Annotated in this window: 23 protein-coding genes; 12 read left to right on the forward strand and 11 right to left on the reverse strand. The window is 71.5% G+C overall.

Annotation, left to right across the window (positions count from 1 at the left end):
• The first annotated feature begins 126 nt into the window (after positions 1–126).
• Positions 127–1,956: a class I adenylate-forming enzyme family protein gene (locus tag ACFVFH_RS19675; protein WP_383770128.1), complete on the forward strand. Its 1,830-nt coding sequence runs from the start codon at positions 127–129 to the stop codon at positions 1,954–1,956.
• Here ACFVFH_RS19675 and ACFVFH_RS19680 read toward each other — a convergent pair.
• Entirely contained in the window at positions 1,929–3,206 is a 1,278-nt protein-coding gene (locus tag ACFVFH_RS19680) for a M6 family metalloprotease domain-containing protein (RefSeq protein WP_383770131.1), read from the reverse strand. The two genes, ACFVFH_RS19675 and ACFVFH_RS19680, sit on opposite strands and share 28 nt — an antisense overlap.
• A gap of 289 nt (positions 3,207–3,495) precedes the next feature.
• Between ACFVFH_RS19680 and ACFVFH_RS19685 the strand changes: the two genes are divergently transcribed.
• Both ACFVFH_RS19685 and ACFVFH_RS19690 read left to right on the forward strand, forming a co-directional pair.
• Entirely contained in the window at positions 3,496–4,158 is a 663-nt protein-coding gene (locus ACFVFH_RS19685) for a TetR/AcrR family transcriptional regulator (RefSeq protein WP_383770133.1), read from the forward strand.
• Positions 4,159–4,358: 200 nt separating this feature from the next.
• Positions 4,359–5,891 carry an MFS transporter gene (locus tag ACFVFH_RS19690; protein WP_383770135.1) on the forward strand — a complete coding sequence of 511 codons (1,533 nt, stop codon included), beginning with the start codon at positions 4,359–4,361 and terminating at the stop codon, positions 5,889–5,891.
• A gap of 264 nt (positions 5,892–6,155) precedes the next feature.
• Here the strand turns inward: ACFVFH_RS19690 and ACFVFH_RS19695 are convergent, their stop codons facing one another.
• Complete coding sequence (locus ACFVFH_RS19695) at positions 6,156–6,668, reverse strand: MarR family winged helix-turn-helix transcriptional regulator (RefSeq protein ID WP_383770138.1); 513 nt, start codon at positions 6,666–6,668, stop codon at positions 6,156–6,158.
• A 151-nt stretch (positions 6,669–6,819) separates the two neighbouring features.
• Here ACFVFH_RS19695 and ACFVFH_RS19700 point away from each other — a divergent pair, with 151 nt between their 5' ends.
• Positions 6,820–7,599 carry a dioxygenase gene (locus ACFVFH_RS19700; RefSeq protein ID WP_383770141.1) on the forward strand — a complete coding sequence of 260 codons (780 nt, stop codon included), beginning with the start codon at positions 6,820–6,822 and terminating at the stop codon, positions 7,597–7,599.
• A 13-nt stretch (positions 7,600–7,612) separates the two neighbouring features.
• Here the strand turns inward: ACFVFH_RS19700 and ACFVFH_RS19705 are convergent, their stop codons facing one another.
• Entirely contained in the window at positions 7,613–8,647 is a 1,035-nt protein-coding gene (locus tag ACFVFH_RS19705; protein ID WP_383770144.1) for a questin oxidase family protein, read from the reverse strand.
• A 564-nt stretch (positions 8,648–9,211) separates the two neighbouring features.
• Between ACFVFH_RS19705 and ACFVFH_RS19710 the strand changes: the two genes are divergently transcribed.
• Positions 9,212–10,210: an RNA polymerase sigma factor RpoD/SigA gene (locus ACFVFH_RS19710; protein WP_383770146.1), complete on the forward strand. Its 999-nt coding sequence runs from the start codon at positions 9,212–9,214 to the stop codon at positions 10,208–10,210.
• Between the two features lie 236 nt (positions 10,211–10,446).
• On the opposite strand, the gene ACFVFH_RS19715 is transcribed toward ACFVFH_RS19710, so the two are convergent.
• Positions 10,447–11,409 (reverse strand): helix-turn-helix transcriptional regulator, encoded by a 963-nt coding sequence (locus ACFVFH_RS19715; RefSeq protein WP_383770148.1) that lies wholly within the window; start codon positions 11,407–11,409, stop codon positions 10,447–10,449.
• A 117-nt stretch (positions 11,410–11,526) separates the two neighbouring features.
• On the opposite strand from ACFVFH_RS19715, the gene ACFVFH_RS19720 reads away from it, so the two are divergent.
• Entirely contained in the window at positions 11,527–13,152 is a 1,626-nt protein-coding gene (locus ACFVFH_RS19720) for an MFS transporter (RefSeq protein ID WP_383770151.1), read from the forward strand.
• Positions 13,153–13,331: 179 nt separating this feature from the next.
• Here the strand turns inward: ACFVFH_RS19720 and ACFVFH_RS19725 are convergent, their stop codons facing one another.
• The 3 genes from ACFVFH_RS19725 to ACFVFH_RS19735 all read right to left on the reverse strand — a co-directional run bounded on the left by ACFVFH_RS19725 (position 13,332) and on the right by ACFVFH_RS19735 (position 16,880).
• Complete coding sequence (locus ACFVFH_RS19725; RefSeq protein ID WP_383770153.1) at positions 13,332–14,102, reverse strand: DUF6227 family protein; 771 nt, start codon at positions 14,100–14,102, stop codon at positions 13,332–13,334.
• A 134-nt stretch (positions 14,103–14,236) separates the two neighbouring features.
• Positions 14,237–15,316 (reverse strand): P1 family peptidase, encoded by a 1,080-nt coding sequence (locus ACFVFH_RS19730; protein WP_383770728.1) that lies wholly within the window; start codon positions 15,314–15,316, stop codon positions 14,237–14,239.
• Positions 15,317–15,698: 382 nt separating this feature from the next.
• Entirely contained in the window at positions 15,699–16,880 is a 1,182-nt protein-coding gene (locus ACFVFH_RS19735) for a low temperature requirement protein A (RefSeq protein WP_383770156.1), read from the reverse strand.
• 125 nt (positions 16,881–17,005) lie between these two features.
• Here ACFVFH_RS19735 and ACFVFH_RS19740 point away from each other — a divergent pair, with 125 nt between their 5' ends.
• From ACFVFH_RS19740 to ACFVFH_RS19765, 6 genes are all read left to right on the forward strand, one after another.
• Positions 17,006–18,277, forward strand: coding sequence for an MFS transporter (locus tag ACFVFH_RS19740; protein ID WP_383770159.1), 1,272 nt, complete (start codon positions 17,006–17,008; stop codon positions 18,275–18,277).
• 200 nt (positions 18,278–18,477) lie between these two features.
• On the forward strand, positions 18,478–20,703 hold the full coding sequence (locus ACFVFH_RS19745; RefSeq protein WP_383770731.1) for a molybdopterin oxidoreductase family protein: 2,226 nt from the start codon (positions 18,478–18,480) through the stop codon (positions 20,701–20,703).
• 7 nt (positions 20,704–20,710) lie between these two features.
• Entirely contained in the window at positions 20,711–21,313 is a 603-nt protein-coding gene (locus tag ACFVFH_RS19750; RefSeq protein WP_072487374.1) for a 4Fe-4S dicluster domain-containing protein, read from the forward strand.
• Positions 21,310–21,996 carry a ubiquinol-cytochrome c reductase iron-sulfur subunit gene (locus ACFVFH_RS19755; protein ID WP_383770162.1) on the forward strand — a complete coding sequence of 229 codons (687 nt, stop codon included), beginning with the start codon at positions 21,310–21,312 and terminating at the stop codon, positions 21,994–21,996. Before ACFVFH_RS19750 ends, ACFVFH_RS19755 begins: the two co-directional genes overlap by 4 nt.
• On the forward strand, positions 21,993–22,403 hold the full coding sequence (locus ACFVFH_RS19760) for a hypothetical protein (protein ID WP_383770165.1): 411 nt from the start codon (positions 21,993–21,995) through the stop codon (positions 22,401–22,403). The genes ACFVFH_RS19755 and ACFVFH_RS19760 overlap by 4 nt, the downstream gene beginning before the upstream one ends.
• Positions 22,404–22,424: 21 nt before the next feature.
• Positions 22,425–22,634, forward strand: coding sequence for a hypothetical protein (locus ACFVFH_RS19765; protein WP_383770168.1), 210 nt, complete (start codon positions 22,425–22,427; stop codon positions 22,632–22,634).
• A gap of 73 nt (positions 22,635–22,707) precedes the next feature.
• Here ACFVFH_RS19765 and ACFVFH_RS19770 read toward each other — a convergent pair whose 3' ends face one another.
• From ACFVFH_RS19770 to ACFVFH_RS19785, 4 genes are all read right to left on the reverse strand, one after another.
• Positions 22,708–23,217, reverse strand: a complete 510-nt coding sequence (locus tag ACFVFH_RS19770; protein ID WP_383770171.1) for an MscL family protein — start codon at positions 23,215–23,217, stop codon at positions 22,708–22,710.
• 123 nt (positions 23,218–23,340) lie between these two features.
• A complete protein-coding gene (locus ACFVFH_RS19775) occupies positions 23,341–23,877 on the reverse strand; it encodes an RcpC/CpaB family pilus assembly protein (RefSeq protein ID WP_383770174.1) in 537 nt (178 codons plus the stop codon).
• A 551-nt stretch (positions 23,878–24,428) separates the two neighbouring features.
• Positions 24,429–25,262 carry an S-methyl-5'-thioadenosine phosphorylase gene (locus ACFVFH_RS19780; protein WP_383770177.1) on the reverse strand — a complete coding sequence of 278 codons (834 nt, stop codon included), beginning with the start codon at positions 25,260–25,262 and terminating at the stop codon, positions 24,429–24,431.
• A gap of 96 nt (positions 25,263–25,358) precedes the next feature.
• Positions 25,359–25,721: an FmdB family zinc ribbon protein gene (locus tag ACFVFH_RS19785; protein ID WP_383770179.1), complete on the reverse strand. Its 363-nt coding sequence runs from the start codon at positions 25,719–25,721 to the stop codon at positions 25,359–25,361.
• Positions 25,722–25,787: the final 66 nt, after the last annotated feature.

Here is a 25,787-nt window from a genome sequence, read left to right on the forward strand (position 1 = left end):
GACGCGCTGACCCGCCCCGAGGCGCTGACCTGCCCCGGGGCGGCGGGCGCCTTGACGGGGGCCGGGGCCGGGCATAGCGTCGCGCGTGTACTGAGCAAGCGCTCAGCCGCTGAGAGAAGGTCGCTCGTGCCGCACTCCGACCCGGCCGGCCCGGCCCCCGCCGCCGCTCCCGATCCGGCGGCCGCGGCCGAGGCCGCCCTGCGCGTCGAGGCCGCGCTGACCGCCCCCGGGGCCCCGTTCGCCGTGGTGCGGACGGAGGGCGGGGCGCACGTCGGCCCGCTCGTGTACGCGGACGGGCCCCGGACGCTCCGCGAGTTCGTCGAGACCACCTGGGCCTTCGGGGACCGGCCCTTCCTGGTCTCGGCGGAGCGCTGCTACTCGTACGCCGAGTTCTTCGCCGCCGCGTCCGCGCTGGCCTGCCGGATGACCGGCACGTACGGGCTCCGCCGGGGCGACCGGGCCGTCGTCGCGATGCGCAACCACCCCGAGTGGCAGATCGCCTTCTGGGCGGCGCAGCTGGCCGGTCTGGTCGCCGTACCGCTCAACGCCTGGTGGACCGAGGACGAGTTCGTCCACGCGCTGGACGACTCGGAGCCGAGGCTCCTCCTGGTGGACGGCGAGCGGCTGCCCAGGATCGCCGGATGGGCGGCGCGGAACGGGGCCCGCGTGGTCGTCTTCCACGCGGAGGGAGCGGTGCCGGATGGCGTCGAGCGGTACGAGGACCTGCCCGCGCCCGATCCGCTCGCCGCGCCCCCCGAGGCCGGGATCCGGCCCGAGGACGACGCGACGATCCTCTACACCTCCGGCACCACCGGCCGGCCCAAGGGCGCGGTCGCCACCCATCTCGCCCAGGCGGGGGCGGCGCTCAACCCGAGGTTCCACGCGGCGGCCTCCGCGCTCGGCCGCGGGGTGATCCCGGGGCAGGGGCCCGCCCCCGTGACGCTGCTGACGTTCCCGTTCTTCCACGTCGCCGCGTTCACCGGCTTCTACGCGGCGATGGCGGCCGGCGGCACCCTCGTCCTGATGCGGAAGTGGGACGCGGAGGAGGCGCTGCGGCTGATCCGCGCCCATGGCGTCACCCATTACGCGGGCGTCCCGGCGACCGCGCTCCAGCTGCTCGCGGCGGCCGAGCGGACGGGCGACGGCCTGGAGAGCCTGCGGATGCTGAACACCGGAGGCGCCGCCGCCCCGCCCGCTCTGGTCGCCCGGCTGACCGCCCGGCACGGCGAGCGCATCGAACCCCGCAACGGCTACGGCCTGACCGAGACCAGCGGCGGCGTCCTGGCGAATTTCGGTGCCGAGTACCGGCTCCACCCGGGCAGCGTCGGCCGCCCGACCCCCACCACCGAGGTGCGGATCGCCGGGTCCGCGGGCGAGGCGCTGCCCGAGGGCGAGGCGGGGGAGTTGTGGCTGCGTGGCCAGTCCCTGGTCCGGGGCTACTGGCGCGACGAGGCGGCGACCGCGCGGGCGTTCACCGACGGATGGTTCCGGACCGGTGATCTCGCGGTGGTGCGCGAGGGGCGGGTCGAGATCGTCGACCGGATCAAGGACATGGTGATCCGCGGCGGCGAGAACGTGTACTGCGTGGAGGTCGAGGCTGCGCTGCACGACCACCCGGACGTCGAGGACGCCGCGGTGCTGGGGGTGGCGCACCCGGTCCTGGGCGAGGAGGTCGCCGCCGTCGTCCGGCTGCGGGCCGGTGCCACCGTCACGGCCGAGGAGCTGAGAGCGCACGTCGGGCGCGGCCTGGCCGCGTTCAAGGTCCCGGCCCATGTGCTCGTGCGGGACGAGCCGCTGCCCCGGAACGCGACCGGGAAGATCCTCAAGCGCGAGCTGCGCGGGCCGGTCGAGGCGGAGGTCCTGGGCGGTCCGGGGAGCCGGGGACCTGACGGGGGCGGGGTGCTCGGTGACGAGGGCGGGGCGCCCGGTCAGGGGCGGGTTATGCGGACCCGGTAGTTCCCCTTGTCGTCCTTGTCGACCACGGATATGCGTATCCCGTTGGTCCGGTCGGTGAAGGTCTGGCCGGGCTGGAAGGTGGCGTCGGACAGTTCGGTGTGCACATTGGGCAGCCGGGTGCAGCCGGAGCTGCCCTTGGTGCTGTCCGCGACGGACACCGGCCCCTGCCCGGTGTCGACGTCCGAGCTCACCTTGTAGATCAGCACGCCCGGCCGGCAGACCGCCTGGTCGTTGCCGGCCCGGGTCCGCACCTCCACCGCGTAGCCGGAATCGCTGCTCAGCGGTACGAATGCCAGCTTGGTGCCGCCCCGGGTGGCCAGCGGTCCGAGCACGTGGTCGCTGGTGCCGGAGCGCGCGGCGCAGCTGATCTGCTTGTTGTCCAGCCAGCCGAGCTTCCACTTGTGCCAGCCCAGCAGGTCGTTGTTGGCCCCCCAGTCCTCGGACATGATGTCCCAGTGCCCGACCGAGCCGCCGCCCTCCATCGTGTAGAGGTCGGGGAGGCCGAAGACATGGCCGTTCTCGTGCGGCAGGACGCGGTATCCGGTCTTCTTGAACGAGCCCGAGCCGTCGTCCTGGTGGCTGTAGATGAAGGACGTGTTGGCGAGCGGGACGCCGTCCGCCCTCGGGGCGTCGTCGTTGCCGGAGAAGGTCACGGACAGGACGGTGTCCAGGGCGGAGGGCCCGGCGTTCGGGGTGACCAGGACGTTGATCAGGTCGTACGCGGCGAAGTCCACCTTCGCGTCGGCGGCGGCGACGATGTCCTGGACGAGGTGGCGGTAGCCCGGTTCGTACGGTGAGCCGCGTCCTATCCCGTACTTCGCGAACGGCAGCGGCATCCGCAGCCAGGACTTCAGGGGGGCGTCGGGTACGTAGGTGAGCCGCCCGTACGAGCCGGTCCGGAACCAGTCGGTGGTCTGCGGGAAGAACTCCGCGTACCGGTCCATCGCCGGACCGGCGCCCGGCGCGTCCGGGAAGTCGATCATCAGGTTGAGGGCGCGGATCCGGCCCGTGGAGCGGGCGTAGCCCGCCGGTGTCGGCACCCCCTCCGACATCTGTACGCCCATCGTCGCCGGTATCCGGCACGGGGCTATGCCTGCCGCGCGGATGGTGCCCACCGGACCGGCCGAGGCCCGGCTGCCTATCGGAAGAGTGCTGCTGGCCGTGGCCATCGCGGCTATGACCAGGGCTGATGCGGAGGCGAGCGCGATCGGGTGGCGGTGGTTGCGTATCCGGTGGCGGGGCTTGTGCATACAGGCGCCTCGGGGTCCGCGGCAGTCGGCCGGCCCTGACTGCGCTCTGCGGATCAGCCTGTTGCGGGTGGTGCGCGGCCGCTCGTTGGGTGCGCCGTTCGGCTGGTTTTCCGCCGCGAACACGTGACCCGGGTCACATGGCGGTGCGGAAATAACCGGGGACCGTTTCCCCGTTTGCACCCGTGTCCCCGCGAAACGGGGAGGCGGTCCCCGGTTACGGGGAAGGGTCGCCCGGGGGACACCATGGAGAACGAGGACCATCGCAGTGGACGTGGAAGGAAGAGCCGTCGTGGAGACCGCCGACCGTGCCGCCACCGGAGTGACACGCGCGCGTACGCCCCGCCCGAGGGCCGACGCGCTGCGCAACCGGGAACGGATCGTGACGGCCGCGCGCGAGATGTTCGTCGAGTTCGGGCCCGACGTGCCCCTCGACGAGGTCGCCCGGCGCGCCGGGGTCGGCAACGCCACGCTCTACCGGAACTTCCCCGACCGGGCCGCGCTGGTCCACGAGGTCGTGCTTGAGGTCACCTCCCGGACCACCGACCGCGCGAAGGAGGCGGCGGCCGCGGAGGCCGACCCCTTCGCCGCGCTCAGCCGCTTCGTGCACGCGGCGGCCGACGAGCGGATCGGGGCGCTGTGCCCGATGCTCTCCGGTGGCTTCGACAAGGACCATCCCGAACTGCTCGCCGAGCGCCGGCGCCTCGAAGAGGCCGTCGAGGGGCTCGTGTCGCGCGCCATGACCGCGGGGCGGCTGCGCACCGACATCGCCGTCGGTGACGTACTCGTCGCCCTCTCCCAGCTCACCCGGCCACTGCCCGGCACCGGCTGCCTGGACATCGACCGGTTCACCCACCGTCATCTACAGCTGTTCCTGGACGGCCTCGCGGCTCCGGCCCGGTCCGAACTGCCCGGAACGGCGGCGACCTTGGAGGACCTCCGGCGCCGGCCTTGACATCCGCGCCGGGCCCCTGAAGCAGGAGCCCGGCGGCGCGCCCGCCACGCCCCGACCATCCCCTTCACCCCAGCCCTTTCCCTTTCCCTTTCCCCTTCCCCATCCGTCCCTTCCTGCCTGCCCTTTCGCCGTCCGTCGTCGCGACGACGGACCGGTTCACGACCTCTCGCGCGCCCGCGCGCCCTTAGGTGGATACACCCATGTCAAAAACAGCCGATCTCCGACTCCCGGACCCCAGCCGCTGGAAAGCGCTGGCGTTCATAGCCCTCGCACAGCTGATGGTCGTGCTCGATGCCACGATCGTGAACATCGCGCTGCCGCACGCCCAGACCGCCCTGGGTATCTCCGACGCCAACAAGCAGTGGGTCATCACGGCCTACGCCCTCGCCTTCGGCGGGCTGCTCCTCTTCGGCGGCCGGATCGCCGACCTCTGGGGCCGTAAGCGCACCTTCGTCGTCGGCCTGATCGGCTTCGCGCTGGCCTCCGCGCTCGGCGGCGCCGCACAGAACCAGGGCATGCTCTTCGGCTCCCGCGCGCTCCAGGGCGTCTTCGGCGCGCTGCTCGCCCCGGCGGCCCTGTCGCTGCTCGCCGTGATGTTCACCGACGCCAAGGAGCGCGCCAAGGCGTTCGGCATCTACGGCGCGATCGCCGGTGGCGGCGGCGCCGTGGGCCTGATCCTCGGCGGTTTCCTGACCCAGACGCTGAACTGGCGCTGGACGTTCTTCGTCAACATCCCGTTCGCCATCATCGCGGCCGCGGGCGCGTACTTCGTGATCCGTGAGCCGGCCGGCAGCCGCAACCGCGCGTCGCTGGACATCCCGGGCGTCGTCCTGTCCGCGCTGGGCCTGGTCTCGCTGGTGTACGGATTCACCCGCGCCGAGTCCGCGGGCTGGTCGGACGGGCTGACCATCGGCATGTTCGTCGCGTCCGCCGTGCTGCTGCTGTCCTTCGCCCTGACCGAGTCCAGGGTCAAGTCGCCGCTGCTGCCCCTGCGCGTGGTGCTGGACCGCAACCGCGGCGGCGTCTACCTCTCGCTGGGTCTGGCCGTCATCGCGATGTTCGGACTGTTCCTCTTCCTGACGTACTACCTCCAGGTCGTGCGGGGCTACTCGCCGATCAGGACCGGCTTCGCCTTCCTCCCGATGATCGCGGGCATGATCACCGGATCGACGCAGATCGGTGCCCGGCTGATGACCCGGGTTCCGGCGCGCAAGCTGATGGGCCCCGGCTTCCTGGTCGCCGCCCTCGGCATGCTGCTGCTGACGCAGCTGGAGATCGGCTCCTCCTACGTCGGACTCATCCTGCCCGCGCAGCTGCTGCTGGGGCTGGGCATGGGCACGGCGTTCATGCCCGCCATGTCGCTGGCCACGCACGGCGTCGAGCCCAGGGACTCCGGTGTCGCGTCCGCGATGGTGAACACCTCGCAGCAGGTGGGCGGCGCGATCGGTACGGCGCTGCTCAACACCATCGCCGCATCGGCCGCGACGGCCTACGCCACCTCGCACGCCGCACTCGGCGCCAAGAACCCGGAGCTGCTGAAGCTCCAGTCGATGGTGCACGGCTTCACCGGTGCGATCTGGTGGGCCGTCGGCATCCTGGTGGTGGCCTCCGCGATCGCGGTGACCTTCATCAACGCCGGTCGTCCTTCGGCGGGCCCGGCGGGCGCAGGCTCCGGCCGGGGCGACGCCGAGGGCGTCGAGGACGAGTTCAAGATCCCGGTCGTCGCCCACTGAACGCCGAGAACGCCGAGAACGCCGAGGCGTGAGGTGCGTACGGACGAGATCGCCGAGGCGTGACGTGCGTACGGAGATGACGTGAACGCGGCTGTGCCCCGGTTTCCGCCCGAAGTCCGAAGCTCGAAGATCGAAGCTCGTCACTCGTAGCTTGCTCGAAGCTCAGGATCTCGGACGGGACCGGGGCACAGCCGTATCGGTATGTCTCGGGCGCCGCGCGGCTCGGTGCGGGTCCGGCTCAGCGCAGTCCGGTGCGGGTCCGGCTCAGCGGAGCCAGGGCAGATCCGCGTCCGTGCCCTCCGGCTGGAGTCCGGTGGCGACGACCTGCATGATCTCGCCCAGCGAGCGCACCTGCTCGGGCGTGAGCCGGTCGAACATCGCCTGGCGTACGGCGTCGACATGGCCGGGTGCGGACCGGCGCAGCATCTCGAAGCCGTCGTCGGTGAGGACCGCGTTCTGGCCCCGCTTGTCGGACGGGCAGTCCTCGCGGCGTACCCAGCCGCTCTTCTCCAGCCGCGCGACGGCGTGCGAGAGCCGCGAGCGGGTGATCTTGGCATCCTTGGCCAACTCCGTCATCCGCATCCGGCGGCGGGGGGCCTGGGAGAGCTGGACGAGCAGACCGTAATAGATGTGCGGCATGCCGGCATCGCGCTGCAACTGGCGGTCGAGGTGGTCCTCCAAGAGCGTGGTGGCGTGGAGATACGCGCGCCACACTCCCTGCTCTTCGTCGGAGAGCCAGCGGGGCTCGCCGGTGGATGCCGTGGTCATGTACTCCACTGTACGACCTTTTCTTGAAAGTTGAACTAGATAGAGCTAAGGTCTCCGGAGGAAGGAAGCTTGAACATTAAAGAACCCTTCCTTCTCAAAAAGGCGCCTGTAGAAGGCCCAGTAGAAGACATACCCGGATCAGCAGCGGATGGGGAGTGCCATGACAGTCACCGCGGAGCGCATGCCCGCCCTCTATCTTTCCCACGGCGCCCCGCCGCTGGCCGACGACCCGGTCTGGCCCGGAGAGCTGGCCGCCTGGTCCGCCGGGCTGCCCCGCCCCCGGGCGATCCTCATGGTCTCCGCGCACTGGGAGGAGGCCCCGCTGGCCCTCGGTGCCACGGAGACGGTCCCGCTCGTCTACGACTTCTGGGGCTTCCCCGAGCACTACTACCAGGTGCGGTACGCCGCCCCCGGCGCCCCCGGGCTGGCGGAGAGCGTGCGCAAGCTGCTGCGCGGAGCCGGGACGCCGGTCCAGGACATCCCGGACCGGGGGCTCGACCACGGGGCGTACGTCCCGCTCGTGGAGATGTTCCCGGACGCCGATATTCCGGTGCTCCAGATCTCCATGCCGACCCTGGACCCGCAGAAGCTCATGGACATCGGGCGCAAGCTCGCGCCGCTGCGCGACGAGGGCGTGCTGATCGTCGGCAGCGGCTTCTTCACCCACAACCTGGCCGCCCTGCGCCATGCGGGCGGCGTCCCCGGCTGGTCGGCGGAGTTCGACGACTGGGGGAGCAGGGCCCTCCAGGCGCAGGACATCGACGCCCTGCTGGACTTCGAGCACAAGTCCCCGGCCGGCCGGCTGGCCCACCCGCGCACCGAGCACTTCGCGCCGCTCTTCGTGACGCTCGGCGCCTCCGAGGGCGAGCTGGACCAGGGGCGCAGTGTCATCGACGGGTTCTGGATGGGGCTCGCCAAGCGGTCGGTGCAGTTCGGCTGAGCCCGTCGGGCCGCTACAAGGCCGGTGGATTCAGCTCGATCGAGCGGAGCGCGGCGGCGAGGGCCGTCGCGTCACCGACGTCCAGCGCGGTGTCGGTGAACTTGATGGTGTGGTCGTCGCCGTGCGCCGCCGCCCGCGCGAACAGCTCCTCGGCGGACGCGTCCGCCGCGGGGTACGCGGCAGGCTCGGCCGGAGCGTACGCGGCGGTGACCGCGGCGCTCGCCGCCCAGGCCGCCGCCACGCTCGGCGCCCACAGGGTGCGGGGGAGCGCGGGCAGGGTGCGCAGCACCGCGTTCGGGGCGGTCGCGGCGTGCACCAGCATGATCGGTTCGCCGTGCCCGTGCGTGGCGAACCGGTGCGTGGCGGCCCGCACCAGCTCCGTCAGCCGGGCCCGCGCCTCGTCCGCGTCGCCGGTGACCTCGCCCGGCCACACCGGGAGCGCCGTGAGCTGGGCCAGCCGTTCCCGGATGCCGCCACTCTGCACCGGGACCGGAGGGACGGCGTCCAGCGCGGCCGCGGCGGACCGCGCGGGTGCCAGCGGGGCAAGAGCGGGCAGTGGCTGGTGGCGGGCGGCCCAGTAGCCCAGGCCGTGCGCCAGCTCGGCGACCCTGGGGGCGGTCGCCTCGCCGGAGAGCAGGGTGCGTACGGAGTGGCCGACCCGGATCACGGGGTGGGTGGCGCCCGCCGCGATCCCGGGGAGCAGCCGCGGCCACCATTCGGCCAGGACGTCCCGCCAGGGGCGCTCTGCGGTCTCCCGCTCGAAGTACGCCGTCCAGTCGGCGATCCGGCGCGGGTCGCCGAGGGCCTCGCGCCAGTTCTCCGCCGTGACGCGGTCCGCCGGGTCCGGCATGTCCTCCAGCTTGTGACTGTAGTGGTCGAGCCAGCGGTGGACGGCCGGTGCCTGACCGTGCCTGACCAGCGCCTCGACGGCCATCGGGCCGTGGTTGCTCAGCCAGCCGTGGCGTTCGGGGCCCGAGGAGTGGAGGCGTTCCAGCGCCTCGTCGAGTGTGCCGGTGGTGTCGTCCGCGGTGTTCTTCGTGTCGTCCATGCACGAGCACGCTAGGCGCGGTGCCCATGCGGCGTAACGGACCACGGACCCAGAACGGGACCGGCGGGAGTCCTAGGCCCTGTCTTCGAACTGCGGTCGTCCGGCCCGGAGGCCGGGCCGGGGAGGCCGACGGTGGTCCGGGGAGGCCGGGGAGGCCGGTCGGGTGACCGAGGGGGCCGGTGGTGCGACCGGGAACCGAGACGGGGCCGACAAGCCGGACATCCTGAGCAACCCGGAGACGGCGTGGTCCGTCTTCAGGGTGGGAACGCGGCCACGGCGGCCGCCGTTCGGAATGAAGGGGGTCGCGGTAGATGTGAGCGCGGTCTCACGTACGTAATGGTGGCAGTTGTCCGCGAGCGCCATGAAATCGCCTCGATGCCCGGCCTGACCTGCGCTTCTGTGCGACTCCCCGGCGTGCACCCTGCCCTCGTGGCGGCACAGGGTACTGCATGATCGTGAAAGTGAATGCCACGCGTGGGAATTCTGTCCGGATTCCAGTCGTTGTTTCCATCGGATGCAGGGCACCCGGAAGGGTGTCGCGACCTACTCAGCAAGGGAGCACGCATGGCAACCCGTGCCGTCGCCCGTCGTTCGTCCGCCACCGGTGGGACCAACCGGGCAAGCAGTGTTCGCGCCTCGGGCGGAGAGATCGCCGATCGCGACCTGGTCGGCATGTACCTGGACGAGATCGCGCGCACGCCGCTGCTCGATGCCGCCAAGGAAGTCGAGCTGTCGCAGACCGTCGAGGCGGGCGTCTATGCCCAGCAGATACTCGACGGCGCGGTGGACAGCGACGCCGGCGGGGCCACGCGCGAGGAGCTGGAAGCGCTGGTCGCCGACGGCGAGCGCGCCAAGGACGTATTCATCCGGTCCAACCTCCGACTCGTCGTCGCCGTCGCCCGCCGCTACCCGCGGGCCGGGCTCCCCCTGCTCGACCTGATCCAGGAGGGCAACGCGGGCCTGGTGCGCGCGGTCGAGAAGTTCGACTACGCGAAGGGCTTCAAGTTCTCCACGTACGCGACCTGGTGGATCCGTCAGGCCATCACCCGCTCCATAGCCGACCAGTCCCGCACGATCCGGCTCCCCGTCCACCTGGTGGAGGAGCTCGGCCGGATTCGCCGGGTGCAGCGCGAGTTCAACCGCGAGCACGGCCGCGAGCCGGAGCACACGGAGATAGCGGCCGAGCTGGACTCCACGCCGGAGCGCGTGGGCGACGTCCTGGACTGGGCGCGCGACCCGGTCAGTCTCAACATGTCCGTGGACGACGAGGGCGAGACCCAGTTCGGTGACCTGCTGGAGGACACCTCCGCCGTGTCGCCCGAGCAGTCGGTGATGACGCTGCTGCGCAGCGAGGAGCTTGAGGACCTGATCGGCAAGCTCGACAACCGCACCGCCTCGATCATCCGTATGAGGTACGGCATCGAGGACGGCCGTGAGCGGACCCTCACCGAGGTCGGCAAGCAGCATGGGCTGACCCGGGAGCGGATCCGGCAGATCGAGAAGCACGCGCTCCTGGAATTGAAGCGAATGGCCCACGACACGGGTTTTGACGCTGCGGCGTGAGCCTCCGTCCAGTAACCTCCGAAATGGGTCGCTTCGCGTGACCCCCTGAGCTGAGTCCCGGCGCCCACCCCCCCCTGGCGCCGGGGCTCATTCTTTTCCGCGCCGCTTCGTGTCCGCTGCCCGGCCGCTTCGTGTCCGCTGCCCGCTTTCGTGTTTGCTCCGCGCCCCCGCCTCGTGTGCCCGCCGCCGTTGTCCCTGCTGCCGTGCCGGCTGCTCCTCGCTGCGCGGCACCCGGTTCAGCGTGCTGCCGCGCGGGTCAGGCGGGAGCCCAGATCGCCGAGGTAGTCCACCAGCTGCGGTGGCCCGTGCACGGTGAATTCGCAGTCCACCAGCGCCAGCCGGAGCGCCACCCACTCCAGCGAGTCCGCGAGCACCGCCCGCAGCCGACAGCCGTCCTCGCCGGTCCGCTCCAAGGGGCCGATCGACATCGGCAGCCGCGCGGAGACGAATTCCGCCGGGGCCGCGAAGCTCACGTCGATCGCCAGCTCCGGCCGCCGGCGCGCGATGGACCCGGCGAGGAACTCCGCCGCGTCCCCCGTGGGCAGTGCGCGGGGCGTGAACCGGGCCCCGGTCGCGAACGGCTCGCTCACCCGGTCGACCCGGAACGTACGCCAGGCCTCCCGCCCCAGGTCGTACGCGACGAGGTACCAGCGCCACCCCGTGCTCACCAGCCGGTACGGCTCGGCCTCCCGCTTCGTCTCGGTGCCGTCGCCCGCCCGGTACGCGAACCGCAGCCGCTCCTGCCCGGTGACCGCCGAGGCCATCACGGTCAGCGTCCGAGGGTCGATGGTCGAGCCGTCGCCCCGGGTCAGCGGCATCGTCGCGTTCTGGAGGGTCGAGACCCGGTGCCGCAGCCGCGACGGCAGCACCTGTTCCAGCTTCGCCAGCGCCCGTACGGACGCCTCGTCCACCCCCTCGATGGCATGCCCGGCGCCCGCCCGCAGCCCCACCGCGATCGCCACCGCCTCCTCGTCGTCGAGGAGCAGCGGTGGCATCGCGGTGCCCGCGACCAGCCGGTAGCCGCCGATCGAACCGCGCGAGGCCTCGACCGGATAACCGAGCTCGCGGAGCCGGTCGATGTCACGGCGGATGGTGCGCGGGCTGACGTCGAGCCGCTGAGCGAGCTCGCTGCCCGGCCACTCGCGGGGTGTCTGGAGGAGCGACAGCAGACTCAGCAGTCGTGCCGGGGTGTCGGTCATGGCCTCAGCTTCCGCCGGAGTGTCGGTCGTGTCCGTCGTGTGGTCGTGTCGGTCGTCTCACCAGGATGCCCAACCATTGGGACATGAGCTGACCTAATGAATGTTTAGCTTTCTCATATGACTTCTTCCTCATCTCTGCCGTCCACGGCATCCGGGCCCGCGGTGTCCTCGGACCCGTCGGACCGGCGACGCTGGTTCGCGCTCGCCATCGTGATGACCGCGGCCTTCATGGACCTGGTCGACGTCACGATCGTGAACATCGCCATTCCGAGCATCCGGGAGGACACCGGCGCCTCGTTCACCTCGATCCAGTGGATCACCGCCGGATACGCCCTGGCCTTCGCGGCCGGGCTGATCACCGGCGGCCGGCTGGGCGACATCTACGGCCGCAAGCGGCTGTTCCTCATCGGGATCGGCGGCTTCACCCTGGCCTCCGCGCTCTGCGGCTTCGCCGCCAACCCGGAGATGCTGGTCGCCTCCCGCATCCTCCAGGGCGGCACCGCCGCGCTGATGGTCCCGCAGGTGCTGTCGATCGTGCACGCCACCTTCCCGGCGCACGAACGCGGCAAGGTCTTCGGCCTCTTCGGCGCGATCGTCGGCCTCGGCGCGGTCTCGGGCCCGCTGCTCGGCGCGCTGCTCACCGAGTGGAACATCGCCGGTCTCGAATGGCGGCCGATCTTCCTGATCAACCTGCCGGTCGGCATAGCGGGCCTGATCCTCGGCCTCAAGTTCATCACCGAGTCCAAGGCCCCGAAGGCGCTCCGGCTCGACCTCGTCGGTGTCGCCCTGGTGACGCTGGGGCTGCTGATGCTGATCTACCCGCTGACCCGTGGGCATGAGCTGGGCTGGCCGCTGTGGGGCCATCTCTCGATGGTCGGCAGCCTGCTGGTGTTCCTGGTCCTGGTGCTGTTCGAGCGTTCCAAGGCACGGAAGGACGGATCGCCGCTGGTCGAACTGTCGCTGTTCCGGGTCAAAAGCTTCGCGGCGGGCATCGCCGTCCAGCTGACCTTCGGCATCGGCCTCGGGATCTTCTTCCTGGTCTGGACGCTCTACATGCAGATGGGCCTCGGCTGGAGCGCGCTGCGGGCCGGTACGACCGGCATCCCGTTCTCGGTCGCGGTGTCGCTCGCCGCCGGGATCTCCGTACAGAAGCTGGTGCCCCGGTTCGGCCGCAAGGTGCTCCAGACCGGCGCGCTGCTGATGGTCGCCGGTCTGCTGATCTACATCTGGGAGTCCGACCGGTACGGCATGGGCATCACGTCCTGGCAGATGATCCTGCCGCTGGTGGTCATGGGCCTGGGGATGGGCCTCATCGTGGCGCCGCTGACCGACGCGGTCCTCTCCGAGGTGCCCAAGGAGCACTCCGGTTCCGCCTCCGGTCTGATCAACACCGTGCAGCAGATGGGCAACGCGCTCGGGCTCGGGCTGGTCTCGGTCGTCTTCCTCGGCGCGATCGGTGACCGGCTGGCGCCGCAGGATGTGGGCCCGGCCTTCGCGGAGGCGTTCCGGCACTCGCTCTGGTGGGTGGCCGGGGTGCTCGCGGTGATCTTCCTGGTGATGTTCGCGCTGCCCGCCCGTCCGCGACAGCACGTGGAGGGCGGCGACGCGGCCATGGACGCGGCCGAGGGCTCCGAAGGCCCGGCGACGGGCGCTGTGGGCGCGGTGGACGGCTCCGGGGGCGTGAACGGTTCCGGGGGCGTGAACGGTTCCGAAGGCGCCAAGGAGCCCGCGCTGACGTCCTGACCGGCCTCCATCGGGGGAGGGAACGACGCAACGGGGGAGGAGAACGGTGCCCGCGCCCCTCGGGGTGCGGGCACCGCCGCGTCTGCGTCCGCGTCGGTGCCGTTGTGCCGCCGGTCGGCTTCCGCCTTCGGCTCCGGTTCCGGTTCCGCTTGCGGCGGCTCGGCCCGGGACGCGCCGGGTCAGCAGATGCGCGTACGGCTCTCCATCGCTCTGCGCGCGGCGTCCTCGTCGCCGTACACCTCGCACATGTGGCGGCCGTCCGGCGTGGCCGTGTGCTCGACCTCCCACAGGCTCGTCTCGCTGCCGTCGAGGAGCAGGAAGGCGTGCTCGTACAGGGTGAACCCGGCGTCCCGGCCGTCCACCTGGCACTGCCGGCCGAAGACCTGGGTGATGTGGTGGGCGAAGGCGGCGCGCAGCAGCCGGGCGGTCTCCTCGCCCGGACCGTCGCCGTTCTCCGCGCGGCGCAGGACGCGGCGGGCGTGGTCGGCGGAGTTGTCCGGGGCGTACATCCTGGGCAGCGGGGCCGGGGGAGCCGCCATGAGGACCGTGAGTATCTCCAGGTCGGGCCCCGGGCCGTCGTCCCCGAACACCGGGACCTCGCCGAAGCCGCCGGTCAGCCTGGCGGCGGCGACATGGGCATCGGCCTCGTCGTCGTACAGCTCGTGGTGCATGAGGTCGGACTCCGAACGGAACCGCGGGTCCGCCTCGCTCCGCGGACCGCCGTACACCACCTCCCACAGGGTGAGCGGGGTGCCGTCGGACAGCAGATACGTGTGCCGGTAGGTCTCGCGGTGGAGTACGGAACTGTGGTGCGAGGAGTGCAGGGAACTGCTGTGGGCGAGTGCGGTACCGAGTCTCTCGACCGTACTGTCGGGCAGGTCGAAAGAGTTGAGTGCCCGTCGCAGGAGTCTCTCGAGGTGCTGCTCGGTTGTCTCGTACGGATCGCTCAAGGTGCTGTCTCCAGGCCGTTGCCGCGTGTTACTTGCTGCGTGCTTAACGTAGTCCCTGGGTCCGACATCGTGACCGGGGTTCGGGAAAACGTATGGCGCACGCAGATGGTTCCTGGCGGTTCGTCCGAACTTCCTCAGCCGGAGGGCGAGTCGGGAGCCGGATGATCGTACGCCGACGGCCGCGAGGGGCGCGGTCGTACGCCGTAGAGGTCACCGTACGAGGGGTAGTGGCCCCCGCCGGGCCGACGGTCGACGCCCTGAGCTGCCCGGACGGCCTTCACGATGGCGCGCGTGAGCACATCCGCACCGGCCGCCAGCAGTTCGTTGAGCGCGACCGGATTCCGCGGATCCAGCGGCCGGGCGCCGGTGGCCAGCGCGAAAACGGTGTCCCCGTCGGTCAGCAGATGCACGGGCCGGACGGCGCGCGCCAGCCCGTCGTGCGCCGTGCCCGCGAGCTTCTGCGCCTGGGCCCGGGTGAGTTCGGCGTCGGTGGCGACGACGGCGAGCGTGGTGTTGAGCGGGGGCCGCGCGTGCGCCTCGCGCAGTTCGGCGAGGCGCCGCTCCGCCGCCCGGAGGACCTCGGGCGCCGGGTACACCGGCGGTTCGGCGGCGCCGTACTCCCCGTGCAGCACGCCGGTGCGCGGATCGACCACCGAGCCCGCCGCGTTCACCACGACGAGGACGCCCACCGTGATCCCGGAGGCCAGCCGGACGCTCGCCGTGCCCACGCCGCCCTTGAGCTGCCCGGCGACCGCGCCGGTACCGGCGCCCACGCCGCCCTCGGCCACCGGCGCCCCCGGGGCGGTGGCCGCCGCGGCCTCCACCGCCGCACGGCCCGTCGAGGCGTCGGGGCGGGCCCGCCAGTCGCCGCCCCGGCCCAGGTCGAAGACGCAGGCGGCGGGGACCACGGGCACCACGTGCGCCGGATCGGGGCCGACCCGCACCCCGCGCCCCTGCTCCTCCAGCCAGGCCATCACCCCGGACGCGGCATCCAGTCCGTACGCGCTGCCGCCCGTCAGGACGACGGCGTCGATGCGCTGGACCAGGTTGCGCGGATCGAGCGCGTCCGTCTCCCGGGTGCCGGGGCCGCCGCCGCGCACGTCGACGGCCGCGACCGCGCCGCCCTCGGGCGCGAGGACCACGGTGGTGCCGCTCAGTGCGCCTTCGCCCGGCACCCGCGCATGACCGACGCGCAGCCCCGCGACATCGGTCAGCGCGTCGAGCGGCCCGGGGAGGCCCGGTCCGGCGGCGTGCGGACTGGTGGCGTCCGGTCCGGTGGCGTGCGGACTGGTGGTGTCCGGTCCGGTGGCGTGCGGACTGGTGGTGTCCGGTCCGGTGGCGTGCGGACTGGTGGTGTCCGGTCCGGTGGCGTGCGGACTGGTGGTGTCCGGTCCGGTGGCGTGCGGGCTGGTGGTGTCCGGTCCGGTGGCGTGCGGGCTGGTGGTGTCCGGTCCGGTGGCGTGCGGGCTGATGGTGTCCGGTCCGGTGGCGTGCGGACTGGTGGTGTCCGGCGCGGTGGTCCGTGGTGGGGTGGCGGCGGGGCTCGTCGGCTTCGGGGATTCGTCCGTCACTGCGTGCTCCTCGTCGCGTGAGCCGTCACCGGTCGTCCGTCGCGCTTCCCTCGGCCGGGGCGGGCCGCCGGGACAGCAGCACGCCCGCGGTCACGGCCGCCGCGGCGACCAGACCGGCCGCGAACACCGCCCACCCGCCGGCGAACGTACAGGCCAGGATGGCCAGCGCGGCCACGGGGAGGGAGAGCTGCTCCACGAGATCGCGCTTGAAGTGGCGGACGTGCAGCGCCCACACCGTCAGCAGGAAGAGCGCGGAGGGAATGGTCACCGAGGCGGCGGCCACCGTGGCCGAGACATGCGTCTTGCCCACGGCCTCCTCCACCGCGACCTCGATCCCCGCGCCGATGGCGGCCGCGGAACCGAGGATCAGGTAGTGCCCGTATCCCCAGAGGAACGCTTCCCTGCTGCCGCGCAGGTAGTCATGGATCGGCACGGCGAAATAGATCCACCAGGCGGAGAAGACGATCAGCAGCCCGCCCGCCGCGATCGGCAGCAGTTCGCCCAGCGCGCCGTGCTCGTACACCGCCTCCTGGACCGCGACCGTGGCCGCCGCGATCGTCTCGCCCAGCACGATGATCGTGAACAGCCCGTACCGCTCACCGATGTGGTGCGGGTGCCAGCTCGTCGGGCGGTCGCGCTCGGCGAGCGCGGGTACGGAGATCTCCGCGAGCACCAGCACGACGAAGACCGCGGCACGGACTCCGCCCGAACCGTGCGGCGGCAGCAGCAGCATCGCGATCCAGCCCAGCTGCACCACCGTGATCCCGGCCGCGTACCGCTGCGCCACGCGCCGCTCGGCGCCTTGGGTGCAGTGTGCGGCGCGCAGCCACTGGCTGGTCAGCGCGAGCCGCATCACCACGTAGCCGATGACGACGACCAGCCAGTCGCCCTGGTCGAAGGCGCGCGGCACCCCGGCGGCCAGGACGAGCACACCGGTGATCTGGACGAGCGTGACGACGCGGTACAGCGGGTCGTCGGTGTCGTAGGCCGAGGCGAACCAGCTGAAGTTGACCCAGGCCCACCAGATCGCGAAGAAGACGGCCGCGTAGCCACCGACCCCGGCGAGGGCGTGGCCCTCGGCGACGGCATGGACCAGCCGCGCGCCCGCCTGGGCCACGGCGACGACGAAGCAGAGGTCGAAGAAGAGCTCCAGCGGTGTCGACGCGCGATGTTTCTCGGTACGGCTGCGAGCCGTCATGACGGGCATGGGAGCCAGCACACCAGACGGAACCCGGCCACGCCGTGCGGGACCCGCCCCGGATGGCCGAACGGGCTCACCCGGCTGAGGTGCAGAACAGGACCAACCGTGATGTACGGCCCTACGGTGACGGGGTGACCGAGCCGCCAGAAGCCTCCGCCGCAGCCGAGCCACCCGACCCCGGCGCACGAGCCGGCTCCACCGGAGCGGAGCCCGGCACCCCACCCGCTGCCGGCACCGCGCCCGCTGCCGGAGCCTCGAACGCCGTCGGCCCCTCGAACGCCGTCGGCACCTCGACGGCCGTGGGCTCCGGCCCTGCGGCGGCGCCCGAGGCTCACTCCGCCGCCGGTCCCCGGACCGCTGGATTCCGGACAGCCGGGCCCCGCTCCGTCACCGGCCGTGCCACCGCGGCCGGTGTCATCGTCTCCGCCCTGCTGATCCTGGCGATCGTGCTGGGCAGCCGACTCCTGGAGAACTTCGACTCCGCCCTCCTCCCGTACGCGGTCGCCACTGTCTTTCTCGCCTTCGGCGTCGCCTACCGCTACACGGTCTGGGTCTCCGCGCCCGGCGCCCGGCGCTTGTTCAGACAGGGCTGGCGGAGCTTCTTCTCGATGGCCAACTTCCGCAAGGCACCCACCGCGCTGCCCCGGATGATCGCCACGTATCTGGGCTTCCAGAAGTTCCTCGGCGCCCGCTCGCACGCCCGGTGGGCCGCCCACCAGCTGATCTTCTGGGGCTGCATCCTCGCTTCCCTGATCACCTTCCCGCTGACCTGGGGCTGGTTCACCTTCACCTCGAACAGCGGCTCGGGGCCCAGCTACGAGATGCGCGTCTGGGGCTTCAAGATCATCGGATTCGACTCCCTGGACTTCCTGGGCTGGCTGATGTTCCACGGCCTGGACATCGCCGCCGTGCTCGTCATCCCCGGCGCCTCCTACTTCCTGTGGCGCCGGATGAGGGACCGCGGCGCCATCACCGGCCAGCGCTTCGCCTATGACCTGGTGCCGCTGATCGCTCTCATCGTCATCTCGGTGACCGGCCTGCTGCTCACCTTCTCGTCGATCTTCCTGCACGGCGGCGGATACGAGTTCCTGGCCGTGCTCCACATGGTGTCGGTGGTCTTCACCCTCATCTACATCCCGTTCGGGAAGTTCTTCCACATCGTCCAGCGCCCGGCCGCGGTCGGCATGCAGCTGTTCAAGTACACCGCCCGCCAGGACGAGGAGGTGCTCGGCTGCCGCCGCTGCGAGGAGCCCATCGACACCGGGCCGTACGTCGACAACCTCCGCGGCACCATGCGCGACCTCGGCCTCGGCTTCGACGAGTGGGCCGAATACTGCCCGCGCTGCAAGCGGGTGCTGCGTGGCAGTGCCTATCTCTCCCAGGTGAAGAAGGGCTTCAAGTGACCGCGGACCCGGATGCGGCCGACCCTCGTTCGACCGACCCCCGTGCGACCGGCCCGAGTGGAACCGGCCTCCGTGCGGCCGATTCCCGCGCGACCGGCCCCCGGGCGGCCGACCCCCGTGCGGCCGGGCAGCGTACGGCTGTTCCGCTCGACCCCTCCCTCGCCCCGCCCGGCACCCGCGCCTTCCGGGACGCGGGCGGTATCCCGGCCGACCGGTGGCGCGCCGACCAGGAGGGCGAGACGCTCGTCCCCACCCACTGCTGTTTCTGCGGGGTGCAGTGCGGGATGTATCTGCGCGTCGACCGCGGCGGCAAGGTCTTCGGTGTCGAACCCCGCAACCACGACATCAACCGGATGCGGCTGTGTCCCAAGGGGATCAACGCGTATCAGCAGGTCAACCACCCCGACCGGCTCACCGCCCCACTGATGCGCCGCTCCCGTGACGAGGAGTTCCGCGAGGTCTCCTGGGACGAGGCGCTCGACTTCACCGTCGCCGAGATCAAGCGCATCCAGCAGACCTACGGCAACGACGCCTTCGGGCTGCTCGGCGGGGCGAGCCTGTTCTCCGAGAAGACCTATCTGGTCGGCAAATTCGCCCGGGTCGCCCTCAAGTCCCGCCATGTCGACTACAACGGCCGGCTCTGCATGGTCAGCGCGGCGGGCGCCAACAAGCTGGCCTTCGGTATCGACCGGGCCGGCAACCCCTTCTCCGACATCCTGCTCACCGACTGCCTGCTGATCGCGGGCTCCAACGTCGGTGAGTGCTTCCCCGTGATGACCCAGTACGTGTGGGGGGCCCGGGACCGCGGGGCGAGCCTGATCGTCATCGACCCGCGCGAGACGGCCATCGCCCGGACCGCCGACATCCACGTCGCCCTCAAGCCCGGCACCGATTCGGCCTTCTTCAACTCCGTGCTGCACGTGGTCGTCGAGGAGGGACTGACCGACGAGTCCTATCTCGCCGCCCATGCCACCGGCTGGGAGGAGGTGAAGGCCAAGGTCGCCGAGTACCCGCCGTCCAGGGCCGCCGAGATCTGTGGCATCCCCGCCGAACAGATCGTCCGGGTCGCCCGCACCTTCGCCCGTGCGCCCAGGGCCATGGCCTGGCACGCCCGGGGCATCGAGCATCACTCGCAGGGCGTCGAGAACTGCCTCGCCGTGATCAACCTCTGCACCGCCACCGGTCACATCGGCAAGCCCGGCGCCGGGTACGGCACCATCACCGGCCAGGGCAACGGACAGGGCGGGCGCGAGCACGGACAGAAGGCCGACCTGCTGCCCGGCGGCCGCTCGATCATGAACGAGGAGCACCGCAGACAGATCTGCGAGATCTGGGGCATCGAGGAGTCCGAACTCCCGCCCGCCGGAACCTCGATGATGGAAATGGTCTGGCAGATGCAGCGTCGCGAGATCCGCGGACTGATCGGCGTCTGCAACAACCCCTTCGTCTCCCTCCCCAACTACGCGGTGGTCAAGGAGGGGTACGACGCCACTGAGTTCCACGCGCAATTCGACTTCTTCCTTTCCGAGACCGCTGCCAACGCTCATGTCGTCTTTCCCGTCACCACCTGGGCCGAGGACGAAGGGGTGATGGCCAACGCCGAGGCCCGGGTGGTCAAGCACAACAAGGCACAGGACCCGCCGCCCGGCGTACGGACCGACACCTGGGTGATGTGCGAACTGGCCAGGCGCCTCGGCGCGGGCGACAAATTCGCCTTCGCCGACTCCCGCGCGGTCTTCGACGAACTGCGGATCGCCTCCGCCGGCACCGTCAACGACTACTACGGCATCACCTACGAGCGGCTGGAGGAGACCGGCGGGATCGCCTGGCCCTGCCCCTCCACCGACCACCCCGGCACCCCCCGGCTCTTCGAGGACGGCAGGACCTACCACCCGGACGGCAGGATCCACCTCCAGGTCGTCGACTGGCACCCGCCGATGGACCCGTACGACGACGAGCACCCCATGTCGCTCACCACCGGGCGGACCGTCGCCCACTTCCTCTCCGGCAACCAGACCCGCCGTCTGGGTGCTCTCGTCGAACAGACCCCGCGCCCCTGGGCCGAGCTCCATCCCTCTCACGGCTTCCGCAACGGCGAACCGGTCCGCGTCATCACCCGGCGCGGCAGCGAGGTGTTCCCCGCCCTGGTCACCGAGGCGATCCGCCCCGACACCGTCTTCATCCCGTATCACTGGCCGGTCCCCACCTCGGCCAACGCCCTCACCATCGATGCCCTCGACCCCCGTTCCAAGATTCCCGAGTACAAGGTGTGCGCCTGCCGCATCGAGCACGCCCGGGAGATCGACGAGGTCCCCGCGCCTCCCGTCGCTCCCGGTCAGGTCAGCTACCCGGAGACGCAGGTCTCCCGCACCGACCCACTGCCGCCCACGGCCCCCCAGGGACGTGGCACCTCGGAGAGGAGCTGACCGCCGCATGATGGGCCGAACGATCTTCATCGACCCCGGACGCTGCATCGGCTGCCAGGCCTGCGTCTCCGCCTGCCGGGAGTGCGACTCGCACCGCGGCAAGTCGATGATCCACCTCGACTACACGGACGAGGGCCAGAGCGTGGCCTCCCTTCCCACGGTCTGCATGCACTGCGAGGACCCTGTCGCTCCGTGCGCCGAGGTCTGTCCCGCCGACGCGATCCTGGTGACCGCCGACGGGGTGGTGCAGCAGGCCGACACCACCCGCTGCATCGGCTGTGCCAACTGCGTCAACGCCTGCCCCTTCGGCGTACCGAAGATCGACCTCCAGGCGAAGCTGCAGATGAAATGCAACCTCTGCTACGACCGCACCGCCTACGGCCTCGCCCCCATGTGCGCGACCGTCTGCCCGACCGGAGCGCTCTTCTACGGGACCGTCGAGGAGCTCCAGGCCGAGCGCCCCGGCGTCCAGGTCGCCGACACCTTCACCTTCGGCCGGAGCGAGGTACGCACCGGCGTCGCCATGGTCGTTCCCGCGGACCGGGTCCGGTGGCCGGTGCCCGGCGGCCTTCCGGTCGTCGAGATCAACGGGAAGGACGTCCGCCGATGAGCGTCACCGACCAGTCGCCCTCCCCCCAGCCGCCCTCCAGCGATCCGCGCGAGGCCCTGCACGACCGGATCGCCGCCGACTCCCTCACCACCCGGCGCGACTACCTCCGGATCGTGGCGACCGTCTCCGGCGGGCTCGCCGTCGGCGGGCTCGGTGTGGCAGGCGGCATCCTTCCGCGCCACGGCGACCCCGATGACGCCAGGACGCCCGCGCCGAAGAGGATCGCCGCCCAGCTGCTGCCCGGTGAATCCCTCGCCTTCCACTACCCGGACGAGGAGGACCGCGCGGTCGCCGTCCGGCTGGACGACGGCACCCTCGTCGGCTACTCCGCGATCTGCACCCATCTCGCCTGTGCCGTGCTCTGGCGCAAGGACCGGGGGGCCGAGGGCGAGCTGTACTGCCCCTGCCACGAGGGTGTCTTCGACGCCCGGACCGGTGAGGTCACCGCCGGGCCGCCGCCCCGCCCACTGCCCAAGGTGGTGCTCACCGAGCAGGCGGACGGCAGCATCTGGGCGGTCGGTACGACGCGCTCGGGCGAGAGCATCGAGCACGGCCTGTGCCGCCAGCTCTCCCAGGACCGTCCCGACCTCGCCTCCCGGATCGGCTGCCCCGCCGTCAGGGGAGGCGGCGCGGAGGCCCCCGAGCCCGCGCCCGGGGCCGGGACGCCCGGCAGGCGGTCATGACCGGCGCCCGGCAGTCCGACCAGGACCCCTTGGAGCCGCCGACGGCCTCGGACTACCCGGTGCCCCCGGAGTACCACCCGGGAAGCGCCCGCCCCGAACTGAACCGGCCCGTCCATGAGCGCTACCCACAGATCCGCGCCACCAGCGGCTACGGAGACCCCCGGATCCGCCACACCGGCCCCGGCCCCGGGGCGGGCACCGACCAGCAGCCCGAGCGGTCGTCCAAGCTGACCGCCCGGCTGGTCCTCGCCATGACGGTGGTCGTCGGACAGCTCTGGGGCCTGACCATCGTCATCGACGCGTGGATGGAGGGCCACACCGGCACGGCCTGGTGGGGTGCCGGCTTCCTCTGCCTGTCGTTCCTCGTGGTCCTCGGGCTGTGGCTGATCGACCCGGAGGATCGCTGACCGTCGCCGTACCCTTGACGCATGAGCACCGCCCCCGCCCCCGGCCCGCGCGATTCGAAGACCCCCGAGCCGCGGAGGCCGCAGCCGAAACCGGCTCTGGTCTTCGACGATCCGCTGGACCAGCAGTCCTCGGACGATACGGACCGAGGGTGGGGCGAGCGGGCCCCGGCCGGTGGCAGCGCCGCCGATCTGGCGCGCTTTCTCGACGAGAAGCCGCCCCACCACATCTGATTTCCCGCTCCGTGGTGATCCGGCGGCGGTGCCACCGGTCCCCGCACGCCGCGTGGAAGCGGAACCGTCGGGGCTACTCGTCGTGATCGCGGCCGAGGCCCTGGCCGGGACCTTCGCCCGCCGGGCCGCGGCGCTGTGAGACGAGGGCGTCGCGGATCTCCTTCAGTACCTCCAGCTCGCTCACCTCCAGCGTCTCCTGCACGCCGTCCTTCGCGGCCTGCATCGCCGCCCGCCTGGCGAGGTACTTGGCCATGGGCAGGACCAGCAGGAAGTAGACGACGGCCGCCGTGATCAGGAAGCTGAGAGCGGCGCTGAGCACCGAACCCCACAGGATCCGGATGCCCTCGGTCACCTCGCCCGTCTTCGGGTCCGTGACGCAGGGGCCCTTGAGGCAGGAGCTGTAACCCTCCAGGTCCTTGGTGCCGAACGCGCCGACCAGCGGGTTGATGACTCCCTTGACGAATGCGTTCACGACCTGGGTGAACGCGGCACCGATGACGACGGCGACCGCAAGATCGATCACATTGCCGCGCGTCAGGAAGGCTTTGAACCCTTCCAGCAGACTGACCTTCTTCTCGCTCACGGATGAGCCTTCCTTCGCGTGTGCCGTAGGCGGAGCAAACTCCTCCGCAACTTACGGCAGTACGCCTGGAAAACACCCAATTCTGAGCTTTGACAAGGTGACTTGATAGCTGGTCAGTTCGAATCAGCACAGGATCACCGCCAGCTGGGACGAGATGCCGGCGCCGGCCAGTGCGGTGGCCGTGTCCCGTGGGACGGACAGCACGATCAGGGCGCCGTCGTCGGAGGAGCCCTCCGCCACGGCCCGCGGCACCTCCGCCACCCGTGCCCCCTTCGCCAGCACCCGGGCCCCGTTCTGGTCGCCGGTCCCGCCGGTCCCGCCGGTCCCGCCGGTCCCGTCTGTCCCGGAGGCGATCACGTCGACGTGGTCGCCCGGCCGCAACAAGCGGACCGTCGCCGCGTCCGCGATCCGGACCGGCACGGAGGCCGACCGGGCCGGCCGCCGCGCCCGCTCCGGCACCCCGGACCCGCTCCCGGCCCCCGCCCCGTACGCCGCACCGCCGCCCGTGCCCGCCGCGCCGCCACCCCCCGGCCCCGTGGCGGCCAGCGCGGCAGCGGTCAGGGCCAGCCCGGCGGCCAGGGCGCGGCGCTGCCGCCACAAGGCCCGCCGCAGCCGACGCCCACCGCCTCCACGCACCCGCAGGGGCGCGAACGCGGGCACCCCGCAGGGCGAAGGGGCCGCGGACGGAGACGGCAGCGGCGAGCACGACGGAGAGGGCACGCACGACGGAAGCGACGGAAGCGACGGAGAAGACGGAGACGACGAGGAAGGCGGGGAAGATGCAGGAGCCGCAGGAGCCGCAGGAGACAGAGGAAAGGCGGGCGAAGACGGCACAGTGCGCGAGGAGGGCGCGGTGTTCGAGGAGGGCCCGGTAGGCGAAGACGGCGCGGTGGGCGATGTGGGAGACGTGGGAGACGTGAGGAACGTGGAGTACGTGGACGACGGAAACATGGTCGGTACCACCTGTCGTGACGAGTGCGTGAGGAGCGTGGGACGAACTCCCCTCACGATCCACTGGCCGCGAGAATCCCGCTGAAGCCTGTGGACGGGCCCGCCGTTGTGGACAACTCCGTCACCCACTCACGCCACACCCACCACACCCGTCACCCGCACCCGTGCCGAGCCCGCCCGCACCCGTGCCGAGTCCGCCCCGCACCCGTGCCGAGCCCGCCCCGCACCATCCCCCGCCCCATCCCGCCGGGGCAGCGGGATCAAGGCAGCTCGATCCCCGTCTTGAGGCCGTCCAGCGCATGCGAGCAGGGGCAGTCCCGGTCCGCCTCGGCGGGCAGGGCAGCCACCACGTCGAAGAGCACCGCGCGCAGCCGGTCCACATTGGCCGCGAACACCCGGAGCACCTCTTCGTGCGAGACGCCCTCCCCGGCCTCCGCCCCGGCGTCCAGGTCCGTCACCAGCGTCGTCGTGGTGTAGCAGAGGCCCAGCTCACGGGCGAGGACGGCCTCCGGGTGACCGGTCATCCCGACCACCGACCAGCCCATCGCCGCATGCCAGCGCGACTCCGCCCGGGTCGAGAAGCGCGGCCCCTCGACGACCACCAGCGTCCCGCCGTCCACCGGTTCCCAGCCCTTCGCCCGCGCCGCCGCCAGCGCGGCCCTGCGCCCCTCGGGGCAGTACGGGTCGGCGAAGCCCAGGTGCAGGACGTTCGGCTCCGCGCCGTCGGCCCGGCGCTCACCGTCGTAGAACGTCTGCGTCCGGGCCTTGGTGCGGTCCACCAGCTGGTCCGGCACGAGCAGGGTGCCCGGCCCGTACTCCGGGCGCAGGCCGCCCACCGCGCACGGGCCGAGTACCTGACGCACGCCGACGGAGCGCAGCGCCCACAGGTTGGCCCGGTAGTTGATGCGGTGCGGCGGCAGGTGGTGGCCGCGTCCGTGGCGCGGGAGGAAGGCGACCCGGCGGCCGCCGACCTCGCCGAGGAAGAGGGAGTCGCTCGGCTGTCCGTACGGGGTGTCCACCCGTACTTCCGTGACGTCCTCCAGGAAGGAGTACAAGCCCGAGCCGCCGATGACACCGATCTCTGCGTTCGCCATGCGATCACATTAGCGGCGCCGGAAAGCACCGGGAGCCCTGCCGAACGGATTCGGCAGGGCTCCCGGCGGAAGCCTGGTGAGGAGGCGCGGTGCGGCTCAGGCGGCCGACGTGCCGCTCGTCGAGGACGAGGAGGACGACGAGGACGCCGCGGAAGAGGCGGACGACTTCGCGTCCGACCCCGAGGACCCCGAGGACGCCGAAGACCCCGAGGACGAGGAATCGGACGAAGCGGAACCCGACGCCTTCGCCGAGGACGAAGCCGGCGTGCTGCTCGACGAGGAGCCGCGGCTGTCGTTCCGGTAGAAACCGGAACCCTTGAAGACGATGCCGACCGCGGAGAACACCTTCTTCAGGCGTCCGTCGCAGCTCGGGCACACGGTGAGGGCGTCATCGGTGAACTTCTGCACCGCCTCAAGGCCCTCGCCACATTCGGTGCACTGGTACTGATAGGTCGGCACTTGCTCCTCCTGGCACTCTGACTCAATGAGTGCTAACGACGCTCCATACTGACGTATTCCGCAGCA

Origin of the sequence: Streptomyces sp. NPDC057697, assembly GCF_042799335.1 — a bacterium.
Classification (GTDB): domain Bacteria; phylum Actinomycetota; class Actinomycetes; order Streptomycetales; family Streptomycetaceae; genus Streptomyces.

Excerpts from the sequence above, each read along its gene's own strand:
- ACFVFH_RS19780 (WP_383770177.1), bottom strand. The coding sequence starts at position 25,262 with ATGGCGAACGCAGAGATCGGTGTCATCGGCGGCTCGGGCTTGTACTCC.
- ACFVFH_RS19700 (WP_383770141.1), top strand. The coding sequence starts at position 6,820 with ATGACAGTCACCGCGGAGCGCATGCCCGCCCTCTATCTTTCCCACGGC.
- ACFVFH_RS19715 (WP_383770148.1), bottom strand. The coding sequence starts at position 11,409 with ATGACCGACACCCCGGCACGACTGCTGAGTCTGCTGTCGCTCCTCCAG.
- ACFVFH_RS19705 (WP_383770144.1), bottom strand. The coding sequence starts at position 8,647 with ATGGACGACACGAAGAACACCGCGGACGACACCACCGGCACACTCGAC.
- ACFVFH_RS19690 (WP_383770135.1), top strand. The coding sequence starts at position 4,359 with ATGTCAAAAACAGCCGATCTCCGACTCCCGGACCCCAGCCGCTGGAAA.
- ACFVFH_RS19760 (WP_383770165.1), top strand. The coding sequence starts at position 21,993 with ATGACCGGCGCCCGGCAGTCCGACCAGGACCCCTTGGAGCCGCCGACG.
- ACFVFH_RS19720 (WP_383770151.1), top strand. The coding sequence starts at position 11,527 with ATGACTTCTTCCTCATCTCTGCCGTCCACGGCATCCGGGCCCGCGGTG.
- ACFVFH_RS19750 (WP_072487374.1), top strand. The coding sequence starts at position 20,711 with ATGATGGGCCGAACGATCTTCATCGACCCCGGACGCTGCATCGGCTGC.
- ACFVFH_RS19680 (WP_383770131.1), bottom strand. The coding sequence starts at position 3,206 with ATGCACAAGCCCCGCCACCGGATACGCAACCACCGCCACCCGATCGCG.
- ACFVFH_RS19755 (WP_383770162.1), top strand. The coding sequence starts at position 21,310 with ATGAGCGTCACCGACCAGTCGCCCTCCCCCCAGCCGCCCTCCAGCGAT.
- ACFVFH_RS19765 (WP_383770168.1), top strand. The coding sequence starts at position 22,425 with ATGAGCACCGCCCCCGCCCCCGGCCCGCGCGATTCGAAGACCCCCGAG.
- ACFVFH_RS19710 (WP_383770146.1), top strand. The coding sequence starts at position 9,212 with ATGGCAACCCGTGCCGTCGCCCGTCGTTCGTCCGCCACCGGTGGGACC.
- ACFVFH_RS19735 (WP_383770156.1), bottom strand. The coding sequence starts at position 16,880 with ATGCCCGTCATGACGGCTCGCAGCCGTACCGAGAAACATCGCGCGTCG.